A 15,702-nucleotide genomic window follows, 5' to 3' on the forward strand; every position below is an offset into this window, starting at 1 on the left:
GCCTCCTATTCAAACAACTCATTCGTGCGACGCAACTGGGGTTCGGGAGCAAACCCCAACAGGAGTGGATACTGAAGCAGCGATAAACTCACCTTCTCTTGGGAGTCGTCAATTAAAATCAGGGGGAGATAGTCCTCCTGTTCAAGGCGATCGGCGCGGAAGGCCAATGCATCCGCAGACTCAAATAGCGCCACCCCCCGCTCAGGGCCAAAGTCCTGGCGATTGATGCCTAAACAGTCTTGCAGCCCCCGCCGCCAGTCTCCCAAACGCTCGGGAGAGTCTGCCAAGACCAGCACCCGCAGCATGTCACCGTAAAAATCCCGCAAAATCGAGATAATTGCCGAGGCCACAAGGATATTTTGCAGCCGACTTGGGAGCGATCGCAGGGCACCCCGTCCCCCTAAATCAAAAAACCAACTTTCCACTCGCTGCGCGTGTAACGGCTCAAAGGTGCGCCGTAGCTGCCAAGGCGGGCCATAGTAATTGGGGTTCGTTTGGTACTGCTCTAGGAGGTGCTTAATGCGGCTAGTTTCCTCCTGAAACCCCTCATCCAACACCAATTTCGGGGGGGAAGTTGCAGCGGGCGGTGTTTCATGCTCTGCTGCTGGGGCAGGGGCTGGCAGCAGTTGTAGTTCCTCCACCGTTGCAGCTAAATCCTGCATACTGTTCACGAGGAACTCCTTAAACCCTTGCACCCGGATAGCCATTTCCTGAGATGCACCAACAAAATTTTGGCGCAGTTCCTGCTCAATACGCTCCTTGCGTCGCTCCAACTGTTCGATAGTGAGTTGCAGGGCTTGTTGCTTCTCTTCAAGATCCTGGCAACAACGGTGAGCAAGACGATGGAATGCTGCTTCAAGCGCTTGAATTTCCTCTTTGAGTGCATCCCGCCGTGCCGCAAGCGTAGCCAGTTCCGCCTCCTGTGCCTCAGCAGCGGACTCAGTTAGGTCTGGGGTCAAGGTGGGTTCATCAGTCATTGCGAGCAGGGGGAATAAAGGCCGTACGTGGGCAGCGTTCTTGCAGGCATTGTACTAAAGTTTTGGCATCAAACAGAATCGGCAAGAAGTGGATACTCTTGACCTCACGGAAATAAAACAGGATGGGCAGCCGTGGCCAAAAAACCTCCCAGTGCTGCCACTGCTGGTAGGGAAACTGCCGAATTTGCTGGCTGCCGCGATACACTTCAAGGGCTGTCGCTGTAAAGTCCAGCCGTAGGGTAGCCGCTTGCACGGCCAAAAACAGACTGAACAGCGATACCGGCAACCCTAACCACCACTTCAGGTACCAAAGGGGCACACTCAGCAGCAGTACGCCCACCGGTACAGCAAAGGTCGGAGCCAAACGAACTGTCGTGGTTGTTGCTTGCATTGGGGATGTCCTCCCTTCTGTTGGGTCATACTTACTTACATTGTCAAGCATTGGCAAACCAACGCCTGCCAGCACCTACGGTATTGGACACGAACGGCACAGCCCCAAGGCTAGAAAGGGCAACAGTTGGTAGTGTAAACTACGGTGATGTCCGTGGTCTGGTTACGGTGCCGTACCACTGCTGAGCTGATCGCTGCACTTTGATGTCATTCTTTGGATGGGATTCACCTTGGCTGAGCATATCCCCACCTGCCTCAACGGTAAAACCTTAGCCCAGTCTATTGAGGCGAAGCTGGCGGCACACGTACAAACCCTAAAGCCACAGTTGGGGCGGGCACCGGGGTTAGCGGTTCTCAGGGTTGGCGATGACCCCGCTAGTGCTGTTTACGTTCGCGCCAAGGAGCAGGCCTGTGAACGGGTTGGGATTCGCTCCTTTGGTGCTCACTTGCCCGCCCGGACATCCGAAGCTGACCTCTTGGCTAAGATCACCGATCTCAACCATGATGAGCGGGTAGATGGTATTTTGCTACAATTGCCGCTGCCGCCTCACTTGGATGCGCGCCCTCTGCTCTACGCCATTCACCCCGATAAGGATGTCGATGGCCTCCACCCTGACAATTTAGGTCGTCTTGTGCGCGATGAGCCGGGGTTGCGCAGTTGTACCCCTGCTGGGGTGATGCAATTGCTAGCGGCCTACGGGATTGAGGTGGCGGGTCGGCAAGCGGTGGTGGTGGGGCGCAGTATTTTGGTGGGCAAGCCTCTTGCCCTAATGCTCTTAAATGCCGATGCAACAGTGGCGATCGCCCACTCGCGCACCCGTAACCTAGCTGAGGTAACTCGCAGTGCCGAAATTTTAGTGACGGCGATCGGTCGTCCCCGCTGCATTACCGCAGACATGATTCGCCACGGTGCCATTGTTATTGATGTTGGCATTAATCGTATTCAACGCCCAGATGGTAAATTTAGCCTGTGGGGCGATGTGGACTATGATGCTGCCTGTCAAGTGGCTAGTTACATTACCCCTGTTCCCGGCGGGGTTGGTCCGATGACCGTGGCCATGTTGTTGCACAATACAGTATGGAGCTATTGTCGCCGGCACAATCAGCCAGCGCAGTTACTCCAGTTGTCCCCTACAGACCAGCCTGCACGATGAGGAGACCCCAATGATTTCCGCCGACCCCCCCCACGTTCGCAACGCTGCTAGCAACTTTGACCTTAAGGCCTACCTGAAAGAACGGCAAGCCCTAGTGGAAGCGGCGTTGGAGTCTTCCCTGCCTGTGACGTACCCCGAAAAAATATACAATGCCATGCGCTATTCCCTCATGGCGGGTGGCAAGCGCTTGCGCCCCATCCTCTGCTTGGCAACCTGTGAGTTACTGGGGGGGACGATCGCCATGGCCATGCCCACGGCCTGTGCCTTGGAGATGATTCACACCATGTCCCTCATCCATGATGATCTGCCAGCAATGGACAATGATGACTATCGGCGGGGCAAACTCACGAACCATAAGGTGTACGGCGAAGACATTGCGATTTTGGCTGGGGATGGGCTGCTTGCTTACGCCTTTGAGTATGTGGTTGAGCAGACCAAAAATGTGCCTGCGGAATATTTGCTAAAAATTGTTGCCCGCTTGGGTCACGCGGTGGCAGCGACGGGGTTAGTGGGTGGGCAAGTTGTCGATCTAGAGTGTGAAGGGAAAACAAATATTGGTGTTGAGACCCTGCACTTTATCCACTCCCATAAAACGGGGGCACTGCTAGAGGCTGCGGTGCTCTCAGGCGCACTCTTGACTGGGGCGGATGAAGCAACGCTCAAGCGGCTGTCTCGCTATGCCGCCAACATTGGTCTGGCCTTTCAAATCATTGACGATATTCTCGACATTACCTCGACCCGGGATGTGCTGGGTAAAACCGCTGGCAAGGATGTGACGGCGCAGAAAATGACCTATCCTCGGCTATGGGGGCTAGACAAATCCCGCCAAGAAGCTGAGCGCTTGGTGGCGGAGGCGAAGGCAGAGTTGGCACTTTACGGTGAGGCTGCGGTGCCCTTGCAGGCGATCGCCGACTATATTACTGCCCGTAGCCATTAACGGGTGTCACAGAACACCCAATCCGTAGGGTGGGGTAGTTCATAGAGGCACAACACGGTAGGATGGGCGCAGACCTTTGTCCGCAACGATGATGGATACTCTCCGCGAGCTGTTGTCTAACCATGTTCTCTGGGTGGCCTTGGCGGCTAGTGCGATCGCCCAAACCCTCAAGCTGCTGTTGGATATTGCCAAGCATCGTAAGCTGAACTTCCGGGTGTTGGTGGAAACTGGCGGCATGCCCAGTTCTCACTCTGCCTTAGTGACGGCCTTAGCCACGAGCGTAGGGTTGCAGCGAGGCTGGAGTAGTGTTGAATTTGCCATTGCCCTGGTCTTTGCCTTTATTGTGATGTACGATGCAGCCGGTGTGCGCCAAGCCGCCGGCAAGCAAGCGCGCATCCTCAACCAGATTGTCGAAGAATTTTTCCAAGAAGGGCACGAATTAGCAGAAGCCCGACTCAAGGAACTTCTTGGCCATACCCCCATTCAAGTGATTGCTGGCTCTGCGCTGGGGGTGGCGATCGCCTGGGTGGCAACCTAGAGGCTCAACTCTTCAGGCTTTGGGCTAGCTCAGTGTAGTATCGTGAGCGCTCAGTCTCCTGCAAGGCTTGGTAAGCCAGCGCCAACTGCTGGGCAGCACGTTCGCCCACGTAGTCCAAGGGAAAAGGCATCTGCTTGCTATAGCGATTGGTGCGCCCCATCTCGAGGCAGTACTCAAAATAGGCAGTGGCACCAAGGGGAAAGCCTAAGGCCATTAGCCAGCACCCTGCTAAGTGGTTGAGGGGAGGATAGGTAGGGAACCAGATCAGGCTTTGCTGACAGAGCAATTGCAGCGCCTCGTGTTCTTCCGCCGCCAGTAAGCGTCGCCCCAGTTGATGGAGAATTTCTGGCAGGGAGCCGGGCACCTCTGGCGGGAGTTGGCCACTCAGGAGGTGGGGAAATAGGCGCTCAAAGAGTTCATTAAAGCAATCTTCCGCAGCACTAGGGTTATTGACGGCGTTGTACATGTCCGCCAAGGCAAACAGTAGGCTCAGGCTCAGCCCTTCGCTGGCACGGATGCGCTCCAAAATGGGGATATTGCGATCGCGCATCTTTGCCTGAATCTGAGCCGGCTGATAGCCGTAGTGATCAATTCTGAAAGTTGTGAGGGTTCCGATAGTGATGGGGGCAGATCCTGAAGAGACCAATTGCTCATGAAAACGCCCCTGATAGCGGAGGGTGGGCAGGTTGCGAAAGAGGCGCACAATGGCAAAATCTGAAAACTGCTCCCCTGTGCCAACTTCACGGCGCAACAGTTGGTACGCCTGTACGCTGGGCGCTGCGGCTAACTGCTCCCTCAAGGAGGTATCACTGAGGCACACAAGGACTTCGTCGGCATCCAGTACCAGAATCCACTCACCGCTGGCTTGGTCTAGGGAATAGTTACGCGCCGCTGCAAAATCATCGCGCCACGGTAGGGTGTAGAGCTTCTCTGTAAACTGACGGGCGATCGCCACCGTATCATCCGTTGAGCCGGTATCCACCACCACGATTTCATCCACAACAGGCTGCACACTCGCCAAGCACCGCTGAAGATTTGTGGCTTCATTTTTGACGATCAAACAGGCGGAGACCTGCGGCATGGCCACCTACAGTAACTTTTCAAGTTGTTGACGCAGACGGTTTAGCTCTTTTTCCGAAAATTCACTCTCCGCGGCGGGCGGTACTCGGTTTTCAACCTCCCAGTCGGTTTCAGCCACATTGCGCTCCGGTGGAGTCAAGAATAACCGCTCAGCATCGTTCGTTGGCACAAACCCCCTAGGCACTAAATGGCATTCGTAACCTGAGGCTTGACAAAACTCTTCCACTTCCTTGGCATCAATTCCAACCACACTGGGACGTTGAAAATCCTGTGCTTCTAAGAGCAACCCATAGCGCTCAGCATCATCGGCGCACTCAAACATGAGAATTAGGTTGCGATCGCCCAGTTGCAGCGAATGAATACCCTCATTTGCGGTACCGGGATTGTAGAGCAAGACATAAACTTGCATAACGATTCGCCCCTGAAATCTCAACAGCGATTATACCGATTTTGGCTCCCTTACATCAGTTTCATCCACTAAGTTCTGAATGGTTAATCGCCGATGTTAGCTTAACAGGTTGTAACGTCTTGCAAATAATATCCACAAAAGCCCATCGCTGTTGGCCATAGAATCCCCCCCTAACATCAACTAAGCTAGAGGTAGGGGGCGATCGCTAACGCCAAAGGAGCGTGATCCATCATGTACAAAAAAATTTTGGTTGCGGTGGACGACACTGAATTAGGAGAATCAGTCTTTCAAACGGCTTTAGATTTGGCTTTACACTATCAAGCCCAAATGATGCTCATTCATGTTTTGTCCCCCACCAGCGAGTCCTATCCGGATCCAATTTTCACAACGCCGCTGGCGTCGGGGGTTTATGTGGGGCTGCATGAGGAAGTGATGCGTGCCTACGCCGAACAGTGGGAGAGCTTTGAGCAAAAAGGGTTAGATATGCTGCGGCATTTGACCCAAGTGGCCACAGACAAAGGGGTTGCCACTGAATTCACGCAAGCCTTGGGGGATGCTGGCCGCGCCATTTGTGATTTGGCTAAAGACTGGCAAAGCGATCTCATTGTTGTGGGACGACGGGGACTCAAAGGGCTGAGTGAGTTCTTCTTGGGGAGCGTCAGTAACTACGTTTTGCACAATGCCCACTGCTCAGTGCTCGCGATTCAACGTCCGAATCCCTAAGCAGGTTACTCAGCATGGGACAAAGCTGGCAAGTTGGCAACGTCTTCGGAATTCCACTGCGCATTGATCGCTCGTGGTTTATTGTCATCCTTTTATTTGCGTTTCTCAATGGAAGTGACTGGCAGGCCACCTACCCTGAGTGGGGAGCCTTGGCGTGGGGTATGGGGTTCCTCATTTCACTGCTATTGTTTGGCTCGGTGCTGCTACACGAGTTGGGGCACAGTTTGGCGGCTCGCTCGCAAGGCATTACTGTTCGTTCAATTACCCTCTTTTTGTTTGGGGGGATGGCTGCGATTGAGCGAGAATCGGCAACGCCTGCCCAAGCATTTCAGGTGGCGATCGCTGGCCCACTGGTGAGTTTTGGGCTGTTCGTGGTGCTGCGGCTCGCAGCAGTGCCATTGCCTGCGGGGAGTCCCCTTCAGGAACTACTGCTGTACCTTGCCAGAATTAATTTTGTGTTGGCGCTGTTTAACCTCTTGCCCGGGCTCCCCCTTGATGGGGGGCAAATTCTCAAGGCGGGGGTTTGGAAACTCACCGGCAGCCGCTTTCAGGGGATTCGCTGGGCGGCGCGCTCCGGTCAGGTGCTGGGCTGGCTCGCCATGAGTCTGGGGCTGGCGGGGGKGCTCTTAGGCAGTGGCAACGGTTTGTGGATTGGTCTATTGGGGTGGTTTGCGCTGCAAAATGCTACGATTTACCATCGTCTCAGTCGCCTCCAAGAAGGCTTGCTGAAGCTAACGGCGGCGGCGGCCATGTCTCGGGACTATCGGGTTGTGGATGGCACCCTGTCCCTGCGGGAATTTGCCGATCGCTACCTCCTGTTAGCGGATCGCCAACCGACCGCCTATTTTGTGGCCACTGATGGCCGCTACCGTGGGCTGTTGGCTCCCCAAGCCCTGAACCACATTGAGCGCAGTATGTGGGAGCAAACCCCCATCGAACAATTAGCCGTACCCTTGGCAGCGATCGCCACCGTGCGGGAATCTGACTCCTTGGCCACCGTAGTCTGTACCCTTGAAGAGAAAGAGCAGCAATTTTTAACGGTGCTCTCCCCAGCAGCAGCGGTGGCGGGAGTGATTGATCGTGCCGATGTGATGGCGGCACTGGCCAGTCAGCTGGGCTGGCAGCTCAGCAAACAGGAACTACAACTCCTGAGGAAGCAAACCCACTATCCACCAGAGCTACAGCTCCTCGAAGTGGCGCGCACCGCCCTACAATTGCAAAGTATGCAAAGTAGTGATCCGCTGCCCCCTGCCGATTGAAACCCGACCAGCGGGGTAGTTCATCAAAAAAGGCGGTATGATCGTGTTCCAGTGCTTCCCGTAGCGACGAACACGGTTAGTTGAGGCGACGCCATGATTCAGGTTGAGCACCTGACCAAAGTGTACGGAACAACGGTTGCCTTGCGCGATGTCAGCTTTACGGCAGCCACGGGGGAAATTTTGGGACTTCTCGGCCCCAACGGTGCTGGTAAAACCACGACGATGCGCATTTTGGCAGGGTATTTGCCCGCAACCAGTGGCACTGCAGCCATTGCTGGGCATGAGGTTCACACTGACCCGATGGCCGTGCGGCAGCGCATTGGCTATCTGCCGGAACATCCGCCCCTTTACACCGAAATGACGGTTGCCGGATATTTGCATTTTGTCGCTCGTATTAAGGGGGTCAGTGCCGGCGATCGCCCCCAGCGGGTCAACTTCGCCCTCAAAAGCTGTGGCCTTCTTGATTGCCAACATACGATTATTCGCAAGCTCTCAAAAGGATATCGGCAGCGGGTAGGGATTGCCCAAGCCATTGTTCACGATCCTCCGGCCATTATTCTGGATGAACCCACCGTAGGACTCGATCCCCGACAAATTATTGAAGTGCGCCATCTTATCCAAACCCTTGCCGGACAGCATACGGTCATTCTCTCGACCCATATTTTGGCAGAGGTGAGTATGACCTGCGATCGCGCCGTCATTATCAACAAAGGCGAGGTAGCCGGCATCGGCAAACTGGATGAGTTAATGCAGCAGCTCAGCAGCAGCTACACCTACGATCTCGAACTCGTGGGCGATCGCCAGCACATCCAAACCCTGCTAACTCAGATGCCCCAGCTGCAAAACGTCAACTGGCTTGGCACTCCAGACCAGCCGCGGCAGCAACTCCACATCAGCAGTCCTGAGGAAATTGGAGCCGATTTGGCCACCCTCCTCGTCCAAAATGGTATTCAACTCTACGAGATGCGCCGCTCCCACGCCAACCTTGAAGACGTATTCCTCAAACTCACGACCGACGATATTACTCCTGCTGCCGCAGCCCTTACCCCAACTGAGCAACCCATTGTGGAGGATGCCGATGCCTAGCCACTTACTCCACCGTGGCCGTATGATCATCGCCAACATTTTGGCCATCTATCGCCGTGAGTTGCAAAGCTACTTCACCGCTCCCTTTTACTATGTGATTGCTGGAGTCTTCTGGCTGCTCAGCGGCCTCTTTTTCATTGTGGTAATGACTACCATCATTGACCAAGTGGCGCAGCAGGACTTACTGCAACAACAATTTGGCTCACCCTCCCAAGCAGTGGATGTACCAAAATTAATTCTAGAAAGTTTTTTAGGGCTACTTGGCTCCATTTCCCAAGTGATTTTGCCGATGCTCTCGATGGGACTTTACACCGAAGAGCGTAAGCGCGGCACCCTTGAGCTATTGGCTACGTCCCCCATTACCAACTGGAGTGTAGCCACGGGCAAGCTCTTGGCGGTATTGACCTTTTATGCCACCCTGTTGCTTCCCCTTGTGGTCTATCAGTTTGTGACCCTGCAAAGTAGTACTCCCCCCCTCTCGCCGTGGCTAATTTTTGCCGGGAATGGTGGCTTGCTCCTGTTGGCAGCGGCCATTTTAGCCTTGGGAATGTTTTTATCCTCCCTCACCGACAGCACCATTTTGGCCGCTATTCTTGGCTTTGCTGTGTTACTGATCCTCTGGACTCTAGATATTTTGGCGAAGAATACCGGCGGCACCCTCAGTGAGGTGCTTACCTACCTCTCCCCCATCGAACATTTCTCAACCCTAACCCGCGGGGTTTTTCGCACCAGCAGCCTAGTAGTCTTTGGCAGCTATATCTTTTTAGGGATCTTCCTAACGGCACAGTCCATTGATGCATTTCGCTACCAACGGAATTAGGGGGTCAATCTTATGAAGCGCTTTGCCCTTGGTTCCTCAGCAGCAGTGTCCACTGCCCTTCTGTGGGTGGCACCCCTATGTCTTATCGCGGGAGCAACAGCGGGAATCGTCAGCGATCGCTGGGACTGGGTGCCCCTCACCCTATTAAGTGTAGGGGCGGGCGCACTACTGTTGTGGCTCATTTTGCAAAGCCGTGTCTCAGGAGGGTTTTGGGGACGGCGCTCTACCCAGATGAGTACCAACGCCATCCTCACCGTGGTGGCCGTCATCGCCCTGTTGGGGGTCGTGAATGTTCTCGGTAATCGCTATAGTGTTGACATTGATCTCACTGAAAACCAATCCTTTACCCTTGCGGTTGAAACCCGCGATGTCTTGCAAAACCTCAAAGAGCCCGTACAGGTCTTGGTTTTTGATACCAATGCCGCCAGTCGCGATCGCCTCTTGCTAGAGCAATACCGTCGCCACGCCAACAACCAGTTTTCCTTTGAATTCGTTGACCCCCAAGCTCAACCCAGCCTTGCGCGCGAGTACAACGTCACTCAGGTGGGGCAGGTGATTGTTAAAGCTGGCACAAAAACCCAGCGCATTGACGAAGACCTCTCCGAAAGTAACCTCACTCCGGCACTGATTCGCGTCACGAGCGATCGCACCGTTACCGCCTACTTTACAACCGGGCACAATGAACTCCCCCTCACGGGTGGCTCCGCCAGTCTATCAGAAGTCGCTAAGCTCCTTGAGCAGCGGGATGTTGAACTTCTACCCCTCAATCTTTTGGAAAAAGGCAAGGTTCCTGAGGATGCCAACGTAATTGTGGTGGCAGGCCCACGGCAGCCCTTTTTGCGCCTTGAGGAAGACCTGCTCAAGAACTATTTGAATCGCGGCGGCAGCCTGCTGCTGATGCTGGATGTAGATATCAATGTGGGACTGGCAGACCTGCTTAAGGACTGGGGGCTAACCCTCGATAACCGCTGGGTTATTGATGGCTCTGGAGTTGGTCAGCAGGTCGGCCTAGGGCCTGACACGATTATTGTTACCACCTATGGCAATCACCCGATTACCCAACGATTTGCCCAAGGCCCTAGCGTCTTTCCTCGGGCTCAGGCCATTCGCATTGAGCCAGTCAAGGATGACGATATTGTTGAGCTTGCCCTCTCCGGCTCGCAAACCTGGGCGGAAACCGACTGGCAGTCTGGAAATCTCGAATTTACAGAAGGGGTGGATACCCTCGGACCGCTGCCGTTGGCCGTGGCCATTACTCGCACCCTCAGTGAAGAGCCAGCCAAACAGGCACGTTTGGTTGTCTTTGGGGATTCCGAATTTGCCACCGATGGCGTGATTGCCTACCAAGGGATTAACAGCGACCTATTCGTTAATTCCGTGCTTTGGTTGGGCGATCGCGACCAGCAGGCACTGTCTTTGCGCCCCCGGCAAACCACCAATCGTCGCCTGCAACTCAACGTGGCTACCAGCCGCTGGATCGAAATTAGTGCTGTCTTGTTATTACCGCTGCTGGGGTTTGGCCTAGCGGTGTTCCTGTGGTGGCGACGACGCTAACCGTGAATTTTTATGGCAAGAACCTCCTTCTCCTATGCACGCCTGCTGCTCTATGCACTACTGGTGGGGATCCTTGGTGGCCTAGTCTCCACCGCCTTTTATCAGGTTCTGACAGGGGGGTTTGCCCTCCTATGGGACACCGCACCAAACCTAGTCAGCATTAGAACCTGGGAGCATCTCTACCCCTACATTCCCCTGATTACTGCCACGGGCGGCCTCTTGGTGGGGTTGTCTGTCAAATTTTTCGGAGCCACGGGGGGTCTCACCGATGCTGTTGCTGAGTTACATCGGGATGGCAAGCTCAGCTATCGCTACATTCCGGGGATGGCCTTAGCCTCATGGCTCTCCTTACTGTTTGGCAGTAGTGCTGGGCCTGAAAGTCCAATCATTGATATTAATGGGGGTCTTGGCAGTTGGTTAGCAACTCGCTTACAGGTGTCAGCAGCTGTGGGGCGCATCCTCACCCTCTGTGGAATGGCGGCTGGAATGGGGGTGTTTTTTAACACTCCTCTAGGGGCAACCCTTTTTGTTCTGGAGGTACCCCATCGGCGTAGTTTAGAGTTTTATGAGGCGATTATTCCCGCACTCATTTCCGCCTTTTGTGGTTTTACCCTGTTTCGGGTGATCACTGGCACCACCATCGGTAGTATTTATCGCTTTCCTCCTTACGATGCCTTACGCCCTCAGGATATTGGCACATCGATCTCCCTTGGCATCATCGGCGCAGCCGTGGGGGTACTCTTTATCCTGATCCATCAGCTCTTGGGGCGGTGGATCACCCCTTACCAACGCTACCCTTTGATCTTAATTGTGGTGGTTGGGGGCCTCATTGGCCTGATTGCTCTGCTCTACCCCATTACTCTGTTTTATGGCGAGCGGCAAATTGAGCAAATTCTACAAATGGGGACGCGCTATAGTGCCCAAACTCTCTTAGGGGCTGCCTTTTTCAAAATTGTGGCACTAAGTCTGTGTCTCCATGGTGGGTTCCGTGGCGGTGTCGTCTTTCCCTTACTCTTTGTTGGCTCCTGTGTTGGTATGGCCATCCATCAAGTATTTCCGGCGATCCCTGTCAGTGTGGCTCTAGTTGACACCATGGCGGCAGTGACCGTCGCGGTGACGAAAACCCCTCTAAGCTTAGCCGTGATTCTCTCGGTGATTTCTCACACCGCCATGCTGCCCCTGATCACCACCGCAACCCTGACGAGCTATCTGTGTACCCTCCCGATCGCCTGGATCGCCAGTCAGCAGTCCCGCAGCGATGCTCCCTTAAACGATCCCTGAGAGAAACATTAATAAAATACAAAATTCAGATACAACCCTTTACAATCTGGTCAGGATCTGATTAATATAAAGTTACATTCCGGCTCATAAAGCTGAGATGCAGCCCTGAGACCCTCTCTTAGTGCGCATTTTAGTCCTGAGACGGACTTGTAACATTCATTCATTTTGTTCAACAGGACTTATCATTATGACGACTGTTTTACAACGTCGCGAGCAACTGAACCTGTGGGAGCAATTCTGCAGCTGGGTCACCAGCACCAACAACCGCCTCTACGTGGGTTGGTTCGGCGTGTTGATGATCCCCACTCTGCTCGCTGCTACTGCTTGCTTTGTGATTGCCTTTATCGCTGCTCCGCCGGTGGACATCGATGGCATCCGTGAACCCGTTGCTGGATCGTTGATCTACGGCAACAACATCATCACGGGTGCTGTGGTGCCCTCCAGCAACGCCATTGGCTTGCACTTCTACCCCATCTGGGAAGCCGCCTCTCTTGATGAGTGGCTTTACAACGGTGGCCCTTACCAGCTAATCATCTTCCACTTCTTGATTGGCGTCTTCTGCTACATGGGTCGTGAGTGGGAACTCAGCTACCGTCTGGGGATGCGTCCTTGGATTTGTGTTGCCTACTCTGCGCCTGTAGCTGCTGCTACCGCTGTGTTCTTGATCTACCCCATTGGTCAAGGCAGCTTTTCCGATGGCATGCCCCTCGGCATTTCCGGTACCTTCAACTTCATGTTGGTGTTCCAAGCTGAGCACAACATCCTGATGCACCCCTTCCACCAGTTGGGTGTGGCCGGTGTCTTTGGTGGCGCTCTGTTCTCCGCCATGCACGGGTCCTTGGTGACCTCCAGCCTGATTCGTGAAACCACCGAAACCGAGTCGCAAAACTACGGTTACAAATTTGGTCAAGAAGAAGAGACCTACAACATTGTGGCTGCCCACGGTTACTTTGGTCGCTTGATCTTCCAATACGCCAGCTTTAACAACAGCCGTGCACTGCACTTCTTCTTAGCTGCTTGGCCGGTTATCGGTATCTGGTTCACCGCTCTGGGGATCAGCACCATGGCCTTCAACCTGAACGGGTTCAACTTCAACCACTCTGTGGTGGATGCTCAAGGGAATGTGATCAACACTTGGGCTGACGTGATCAACCGTGCCAACTTGGGGATGGAAGTGATGCACGAGCGCAATGCTCACAACTTCCCCCTTGACTTGGCCAGTGCTGAGTCTGCTCCTGTGGCCATGATTGCCCCGAGCATCAACGGCTAATTCACAACATTTGCCTAGTTAGCTAGCAAACCGTCTCTCTCTGGAGGGGCGGTTTTTTTTTKGCAATTTGGCCTATCTCTGATTTCTGACAACTATCGTTATGATCGAGGGAATACTAGCTATCAAGTCCCTTCGGCATACTCCAGCCAGAGTGGCAGGGRATGTTTGCGGCAGTAAGCTGAGCACCAACCGTGAGGTCATCATTGCGGCTGCAAGGGGGCAAGCTATGTATATCAACGATTCAGTGGAGGGCGGTTCGATGCGAATCAAAGATTTCATCCTTCCGGTTATTCTTGTTGGGTTGGTGTTTGTTGGCTTTGGCGATCGCTTTTTGCCAGCACCGCTGAGTACGGCCAGTGCTTCCAGTCGCGAGCAACTTGATACCCTCTTTAAGGAGCTGTTTACGGGCTTTTCTACCTATAACCGCTACCATAAAACCGAGCAAATGATTCGTGAGGCTGAAAGAGCTGAAGGAAAGTAAAGGATGCGCCGTCTGCTGCTTTTTTTGCTGTTTATGGTGACGACTGGGGCGATCGCCGTGTTTTCGGTGCAAAATGCAACCGCTGTATCCCTACGGTTTTTGGCGTGGCAATCGATTCAGTTACCCTTAGGGGTGCTATTGGTTCTGGTGGCTCTTCTGGCGCTGTGGATTCCCTACATCGCTAGTGCCGGCCGGTAATGCGGTGGCACCCTACCTGCTGGGCACTTCTTTTGGGGCTAGTGGCGACACTCTTTCCCTTGGTGAGCGTCGCTAATACACCACTGCGATTGGAGGTCAATCCTAGGCATCCTACGGCCAATGATGGTTCCTTGCATACCGCCGCTCAGCCCTTTGGGACGATTACGGCGGCTCTGGTATGGGCGCACAACCATGGCGATCGCCCCGTAGAGATTTACATTCACAACGGCACCTACCGTGAAGCCCTTGGCACCCTAGAGAACCATCGTACCCCCCTGCGTCTAGTGGCTCAGACCCCCGATCGCGTCCGTCTGCGGGGAAGTATGCAATGGCCAGACTGGCAATGGGTGAGTACAAATGGAGCCATCCAAGTGTATCGCCATCCATGGCAGCAGCGGTGGGGGGCTGCCGGTAATCCGTGGACGGCCTACAACATTCAGCTGCCGGCCTTGGCTCAGCGGGGGGAGATGGTGTGGTTAGCAGGGGCACCACTACGGCAGCGACTGGCCTTGGCAGAGCTAATGGGTCATGATTTTTACGTGGATGAAGCACAGGGCGTTGTGTACGTGGCATTGCCAGAGGGGGTTGACCCTGCGGTGTTAGAGGTGGCGATTCACCGTGAGGCGCTGCGGTTACTCAACAGTGCCCATATTGCTTTGGTGGGGCTGCGCTTTGAGCATTATGGTGGTGCCTTTAGCCAAGCATTGCGAATTGAGGGCAGCCAAGACATTGAGGTGCACAACTGTACGTTTTGGGGCAATAACTGGGGCGGTCTTGAGATGCACAATAGCGATCGCATCCACATTCGGCAGAGCCGTTTTTTAGAGAATGGCTGGCGGGGGATGGCCGCAGGCGGCATTCGCGATCTGGCGGTGCACGATGTACTGGTCAGTGGCAATAACTGGCGGGGGGGATGGGCTGGCTTTTACGACTGGGATGCTGGTGAAAAGTATTTTCATCTGCGGCGGGCGACCTTTGATCGCTACCGGGCGATCGCCAACCAAGCAGCGGGGTTATGGCTGGATACCGATAATCAGGCGGTAGCAATTCGGCGCTCGCAGCTCATCGGCAATGCCGTTGTTGGTCTGTTCATCGAGGCGGGAACTGGGCCAGTGACGGTTGAAAACTCTGTGATTGCCTACAACTATGCGGTTGCTCCCAACTATTTGCAAACGCCGGGCGTCTTTGGCTGGGCGGCACAGGCCGTGACCCTACGCAACAACTGGATTATAGAAAATGAAGGGGCACAAATTGGCGTGCGCGATCCCTACCCCCGCAGGATCACCCTGCCGGACACAGGCGAGTCAGTCACCATTACGTCCAAGGATTGGCGGCTAGAGAACAACTACATCGGTGCCCAGCAGCAGCTCCTATTAACCACCCTACGGGGGCACCCCTTTCTCGAGACCCTCACCCTAGGGCACAATCAGTGGTGGAGCGATCGCCCCCAACCATTTCACCTTGAGGGCACCCCCTTAAGCTGGCAGGCATGGCAGCAGCAGTACGGTAGCGCCAGCGATCGCTTTCGCAGCAGTGAGTGAGGAG

The 15,702-nt window shown here is 54.4% G+C and carries 17 protein-coding genes; 13 read left to right on the top strand and 4 right to left on the bottom strand.

Going from position 1 to position 15,702, the window contains the following annotated elements; translation table 11 throughout:
• Positions 1 to 5: 5 nt before the first annotated feature.
• Together L5220_RS11755 and L5220_RS11760 are read right to left on the bottom strand one after the other, a co-directional pair.
• A complete protein-coding gene (locus tag L5220_RS11755) occupies positions 6 to 977 on the bottom strand; it encodes a DUF3086 domain-containing protein (protein ID WP_499573765.1) in 972 nt (323 codons plus the stop codon).
• A complete protein-coding gene (locus tag L5220_RS11760) occupies positions 970 to 1,368 on the bottom strand; it encodes a DUF3119 family protein (protein WP_448527238.1) in 399 nt (132 codons plus the stop codon). The genes L5220_RS11755 and L5220_RS11760 overlap by 8 nt, the downstream gene beginning before the upstream one ends.
• A 229-nt stretch (positions 1,369 to 1,597) precedes the next feature.
• Here L5220_RS11760 and folD point away from each other — a divergent pair, with 229 nt between their 5' ends.
• From folD to L5220_RS11775, 3 genes are all read left to right on the top strand, one after another.
• Positions 1,598 to 2,521 carry a bifunctional methylenetetrahydrofolate dehydrogenase/methenyltetrahydrofolate cyclohydrolase FolD gene (folD, locus tag L5220_RS11765; protein ID WP_499498387.1) on the top strand — a complete coding sequence of 308 codons (924 nt, stop codon included), beginning with the start codon at positions 1,598 to 1,600 and terminating at the stop codon, positions 2,519 to 2,521.
• Positions 2,522 to 2,531: 10 nt separating this feature from the next.
• Positions 2,532 to 3,458 (top strand): geranylgeranyl diphosphate synthase CrtE, encoded by a 927-nt coding sequence (gene crtE / locus L5220_RS11770; RefSeq protein WP_448513765.1) that lies wholly within the window; start codon positions 2,532 to 2,534, stop codon positions 3,456 to 3,458.
• 91 nt (positions 3,459 to 3,549) lie between these two features.
• Positions 3,550 to 3,996 (top strand): divergent PAP2 family protein, encoded by a 447-nt coding sequence (locus tag L5220_RS11775; RefSeq protein WP_198406217.1) that lies wholly within the window; start codon positions 3,550 to 3,552, stop codon positions 3,994 to 3,996.
• 4 nt (positions 3,997 to 4,000) lie between these two features.
• On the opposite strand, the gene L5220_RS11780 is transcribed toward L5220_RS11775, so the two are convergent.
• Together L5220_RS11780 and L5220_RS11785 are read right to left on the bottom strand one after the other, a co-directional pair.
• Positions 4,001 to 5,077: a glycosyltransferase family 2 protein gene (locus tag L5220_RS11780; protein WP_499573766.1), complete on the bottom strand. Its 1,077-nt coding sequence runs from the start codon at positions 5,075 to 5,077 to the stop codon at positions 4,001 to 4,003.
• 6 nt (positions 5,078 to 5,083) lie between these two features.
• Complete coding sequence (locus L5220_RS11785; RefSeq protein WP_099798275.1) at positions 5,084 to 5,485, bottom strand: DUF3110 domain-containing protein; 402 nt, start codon at positions 5,483 to 5,485, stop codon at positions 5,084 to 5,086.
• 231 nt (positions 5,486 to 5,716) lie between these two features.
• Here L5220_RS11785 and L5220_RS11790 point away from each other — a divergent pair, with 231 nt between their 5' ends.
• From L5220_RS11790 to L5220_RS11835, 10 genes are all read left to right on the top strand, one after another.
• Positions 5,717 to 6,208 carry a universal stress protein gene (locus tag L5220_RS11790; protein ID WP_448513763.1) on the top strand — a complete coding sequence of 164 codons (492 nt, stop codon included), beginning with the start codon at positions 5,717 to 5,719 and terminating at the stop codon, positions 6,206 to 6,208.
• A 14-nt stretch (positions 6,209 to 6,222) separates the two neighbouring features.
• Positions 6,223 to 7,467 (top strand): site-2 protease family protein, encoded by a 1,245-nt coding sequence (locus tag L5220_RS11795; protein WP_499573768.1) that lies wholly within the window; start codon positions 6,223 to 6,225, stop codon positions 7,465 to 7,467.
• 93 nt (positions 7,468 to 7,560) lie between these two features.
• The gene (locus L5220_RS11800) at positions 7,561 to 8,553 is read left to right on the top strand and encodes an ABC transporter ATP-binding protein (protein WP_499573770.1); all 993 of its coding nucleotides are present in this window, start codon (positions 7,561 to 7,563) and stop codon (positions 8,551 to 8,553) included.
• Entirely contained in the window at positions 8,546 to 9,373 is an 828-nt protein-coding gene (locus tag L5220_RS11805) for an ABC transporter permease (protein WP_499573772.1), read from the top strand. The genes L5220_RS11800 and L5220_RS11805 overlap by 8 nt, the downstream gene beginning before the upstream one ends.
• A 12-nt stretch (positions 9,374 to 9,385) precedes the next feature.
• Complete coding sequence (locus tag L5220_RS11810) at positions 9,386 to 10,927, top strand: GldG family protein (RefSeq protein ID WP_499573774.1); 1,542 nt, start codon at positions 9,386 to 9,388, stop codon at positions 10,925 to 10,927.
• A 12-nt stretch (positions 10,928 to 10,939) separates the two neighbouring features.
• On the top strand, positions 10,940 to 12,208 hold the full coding sequence (locus L5220_RS11815) for a chloride channel protein (RefSeq protein WP_499573776.1): 1,269 nt from the start codon (positions 10,940 to 10,942) through the stop codon (positions 12,206 to 12,208).
• 187 nt (positions 12,209 to 12,395) lie between these two features.
• A complete protein-coding gene (psbA, locus tag L5220_RS11820; protein WP_099798269.1) occupies positions 12,396 to 13,478 on the top strand; it encodes a photosystem II q(b) protein in 1,083 nt (360 codons plus the stop codon).
• Positions 13,479 to 13,737: 259 nt separating this feature from the next.
• Positions 13,738 to 13,959 (top strand): hypothetical protein, encoded by a 222-nt coding sequence (locus L5220_RS11825; RefSeq protein ID WP_499573779.1) that lies wholly within the window; start codon positions 13,738 to 13,740, stop codon positions 13,957 to 13,959.
• A gap of 3 nt (positions 13,960 to 13,962) precedes the next feature.
• Positions 13,963 to 14,157 carry a DUF1049 domain-containing protein gene (locus L5220_RS11830; RefSeq protein ID WP_448513755.1) on the top strand — a complete coding sequence of 65 codons (195 nt, stop codon included), beginning with the start codon at positions 13,963 to 13,965 and terminating at the stop codon, positions 14,155 to 14,157.
• On the top strand, positions 14,157 to 15,698 hold the full coding sequence (locus L5220_RS11835) for a right-handed parallel beta-helix repeat-containing protein (protein WP_499573781.1): 1,542 nt from the start codon (positions 14,157 to 14,159) through the stop codon (positions 15,696 to 15,698). The genes L5220_RS11830 and L5220_RS11835 overlap by 1 nt, the downstream gene beginning before the upstream one ends.
• The last annotated feature ends 4 nt before the right edge of the window (positions 15,699 to 15,702 follow it).

Origin of the sequence: Synechococcus sp. PCC 6716 (assembly GCF_022570815.1) — a bacterium.
GTDB classification, from domain to species: domain Bacteria; phylum Cyanobacteriota; class Cyanobacteriia; order Thermosynechococcales; family Thermosynechococcaceae; genus Thermosynechococcus; species Thermosynechococcus lividus.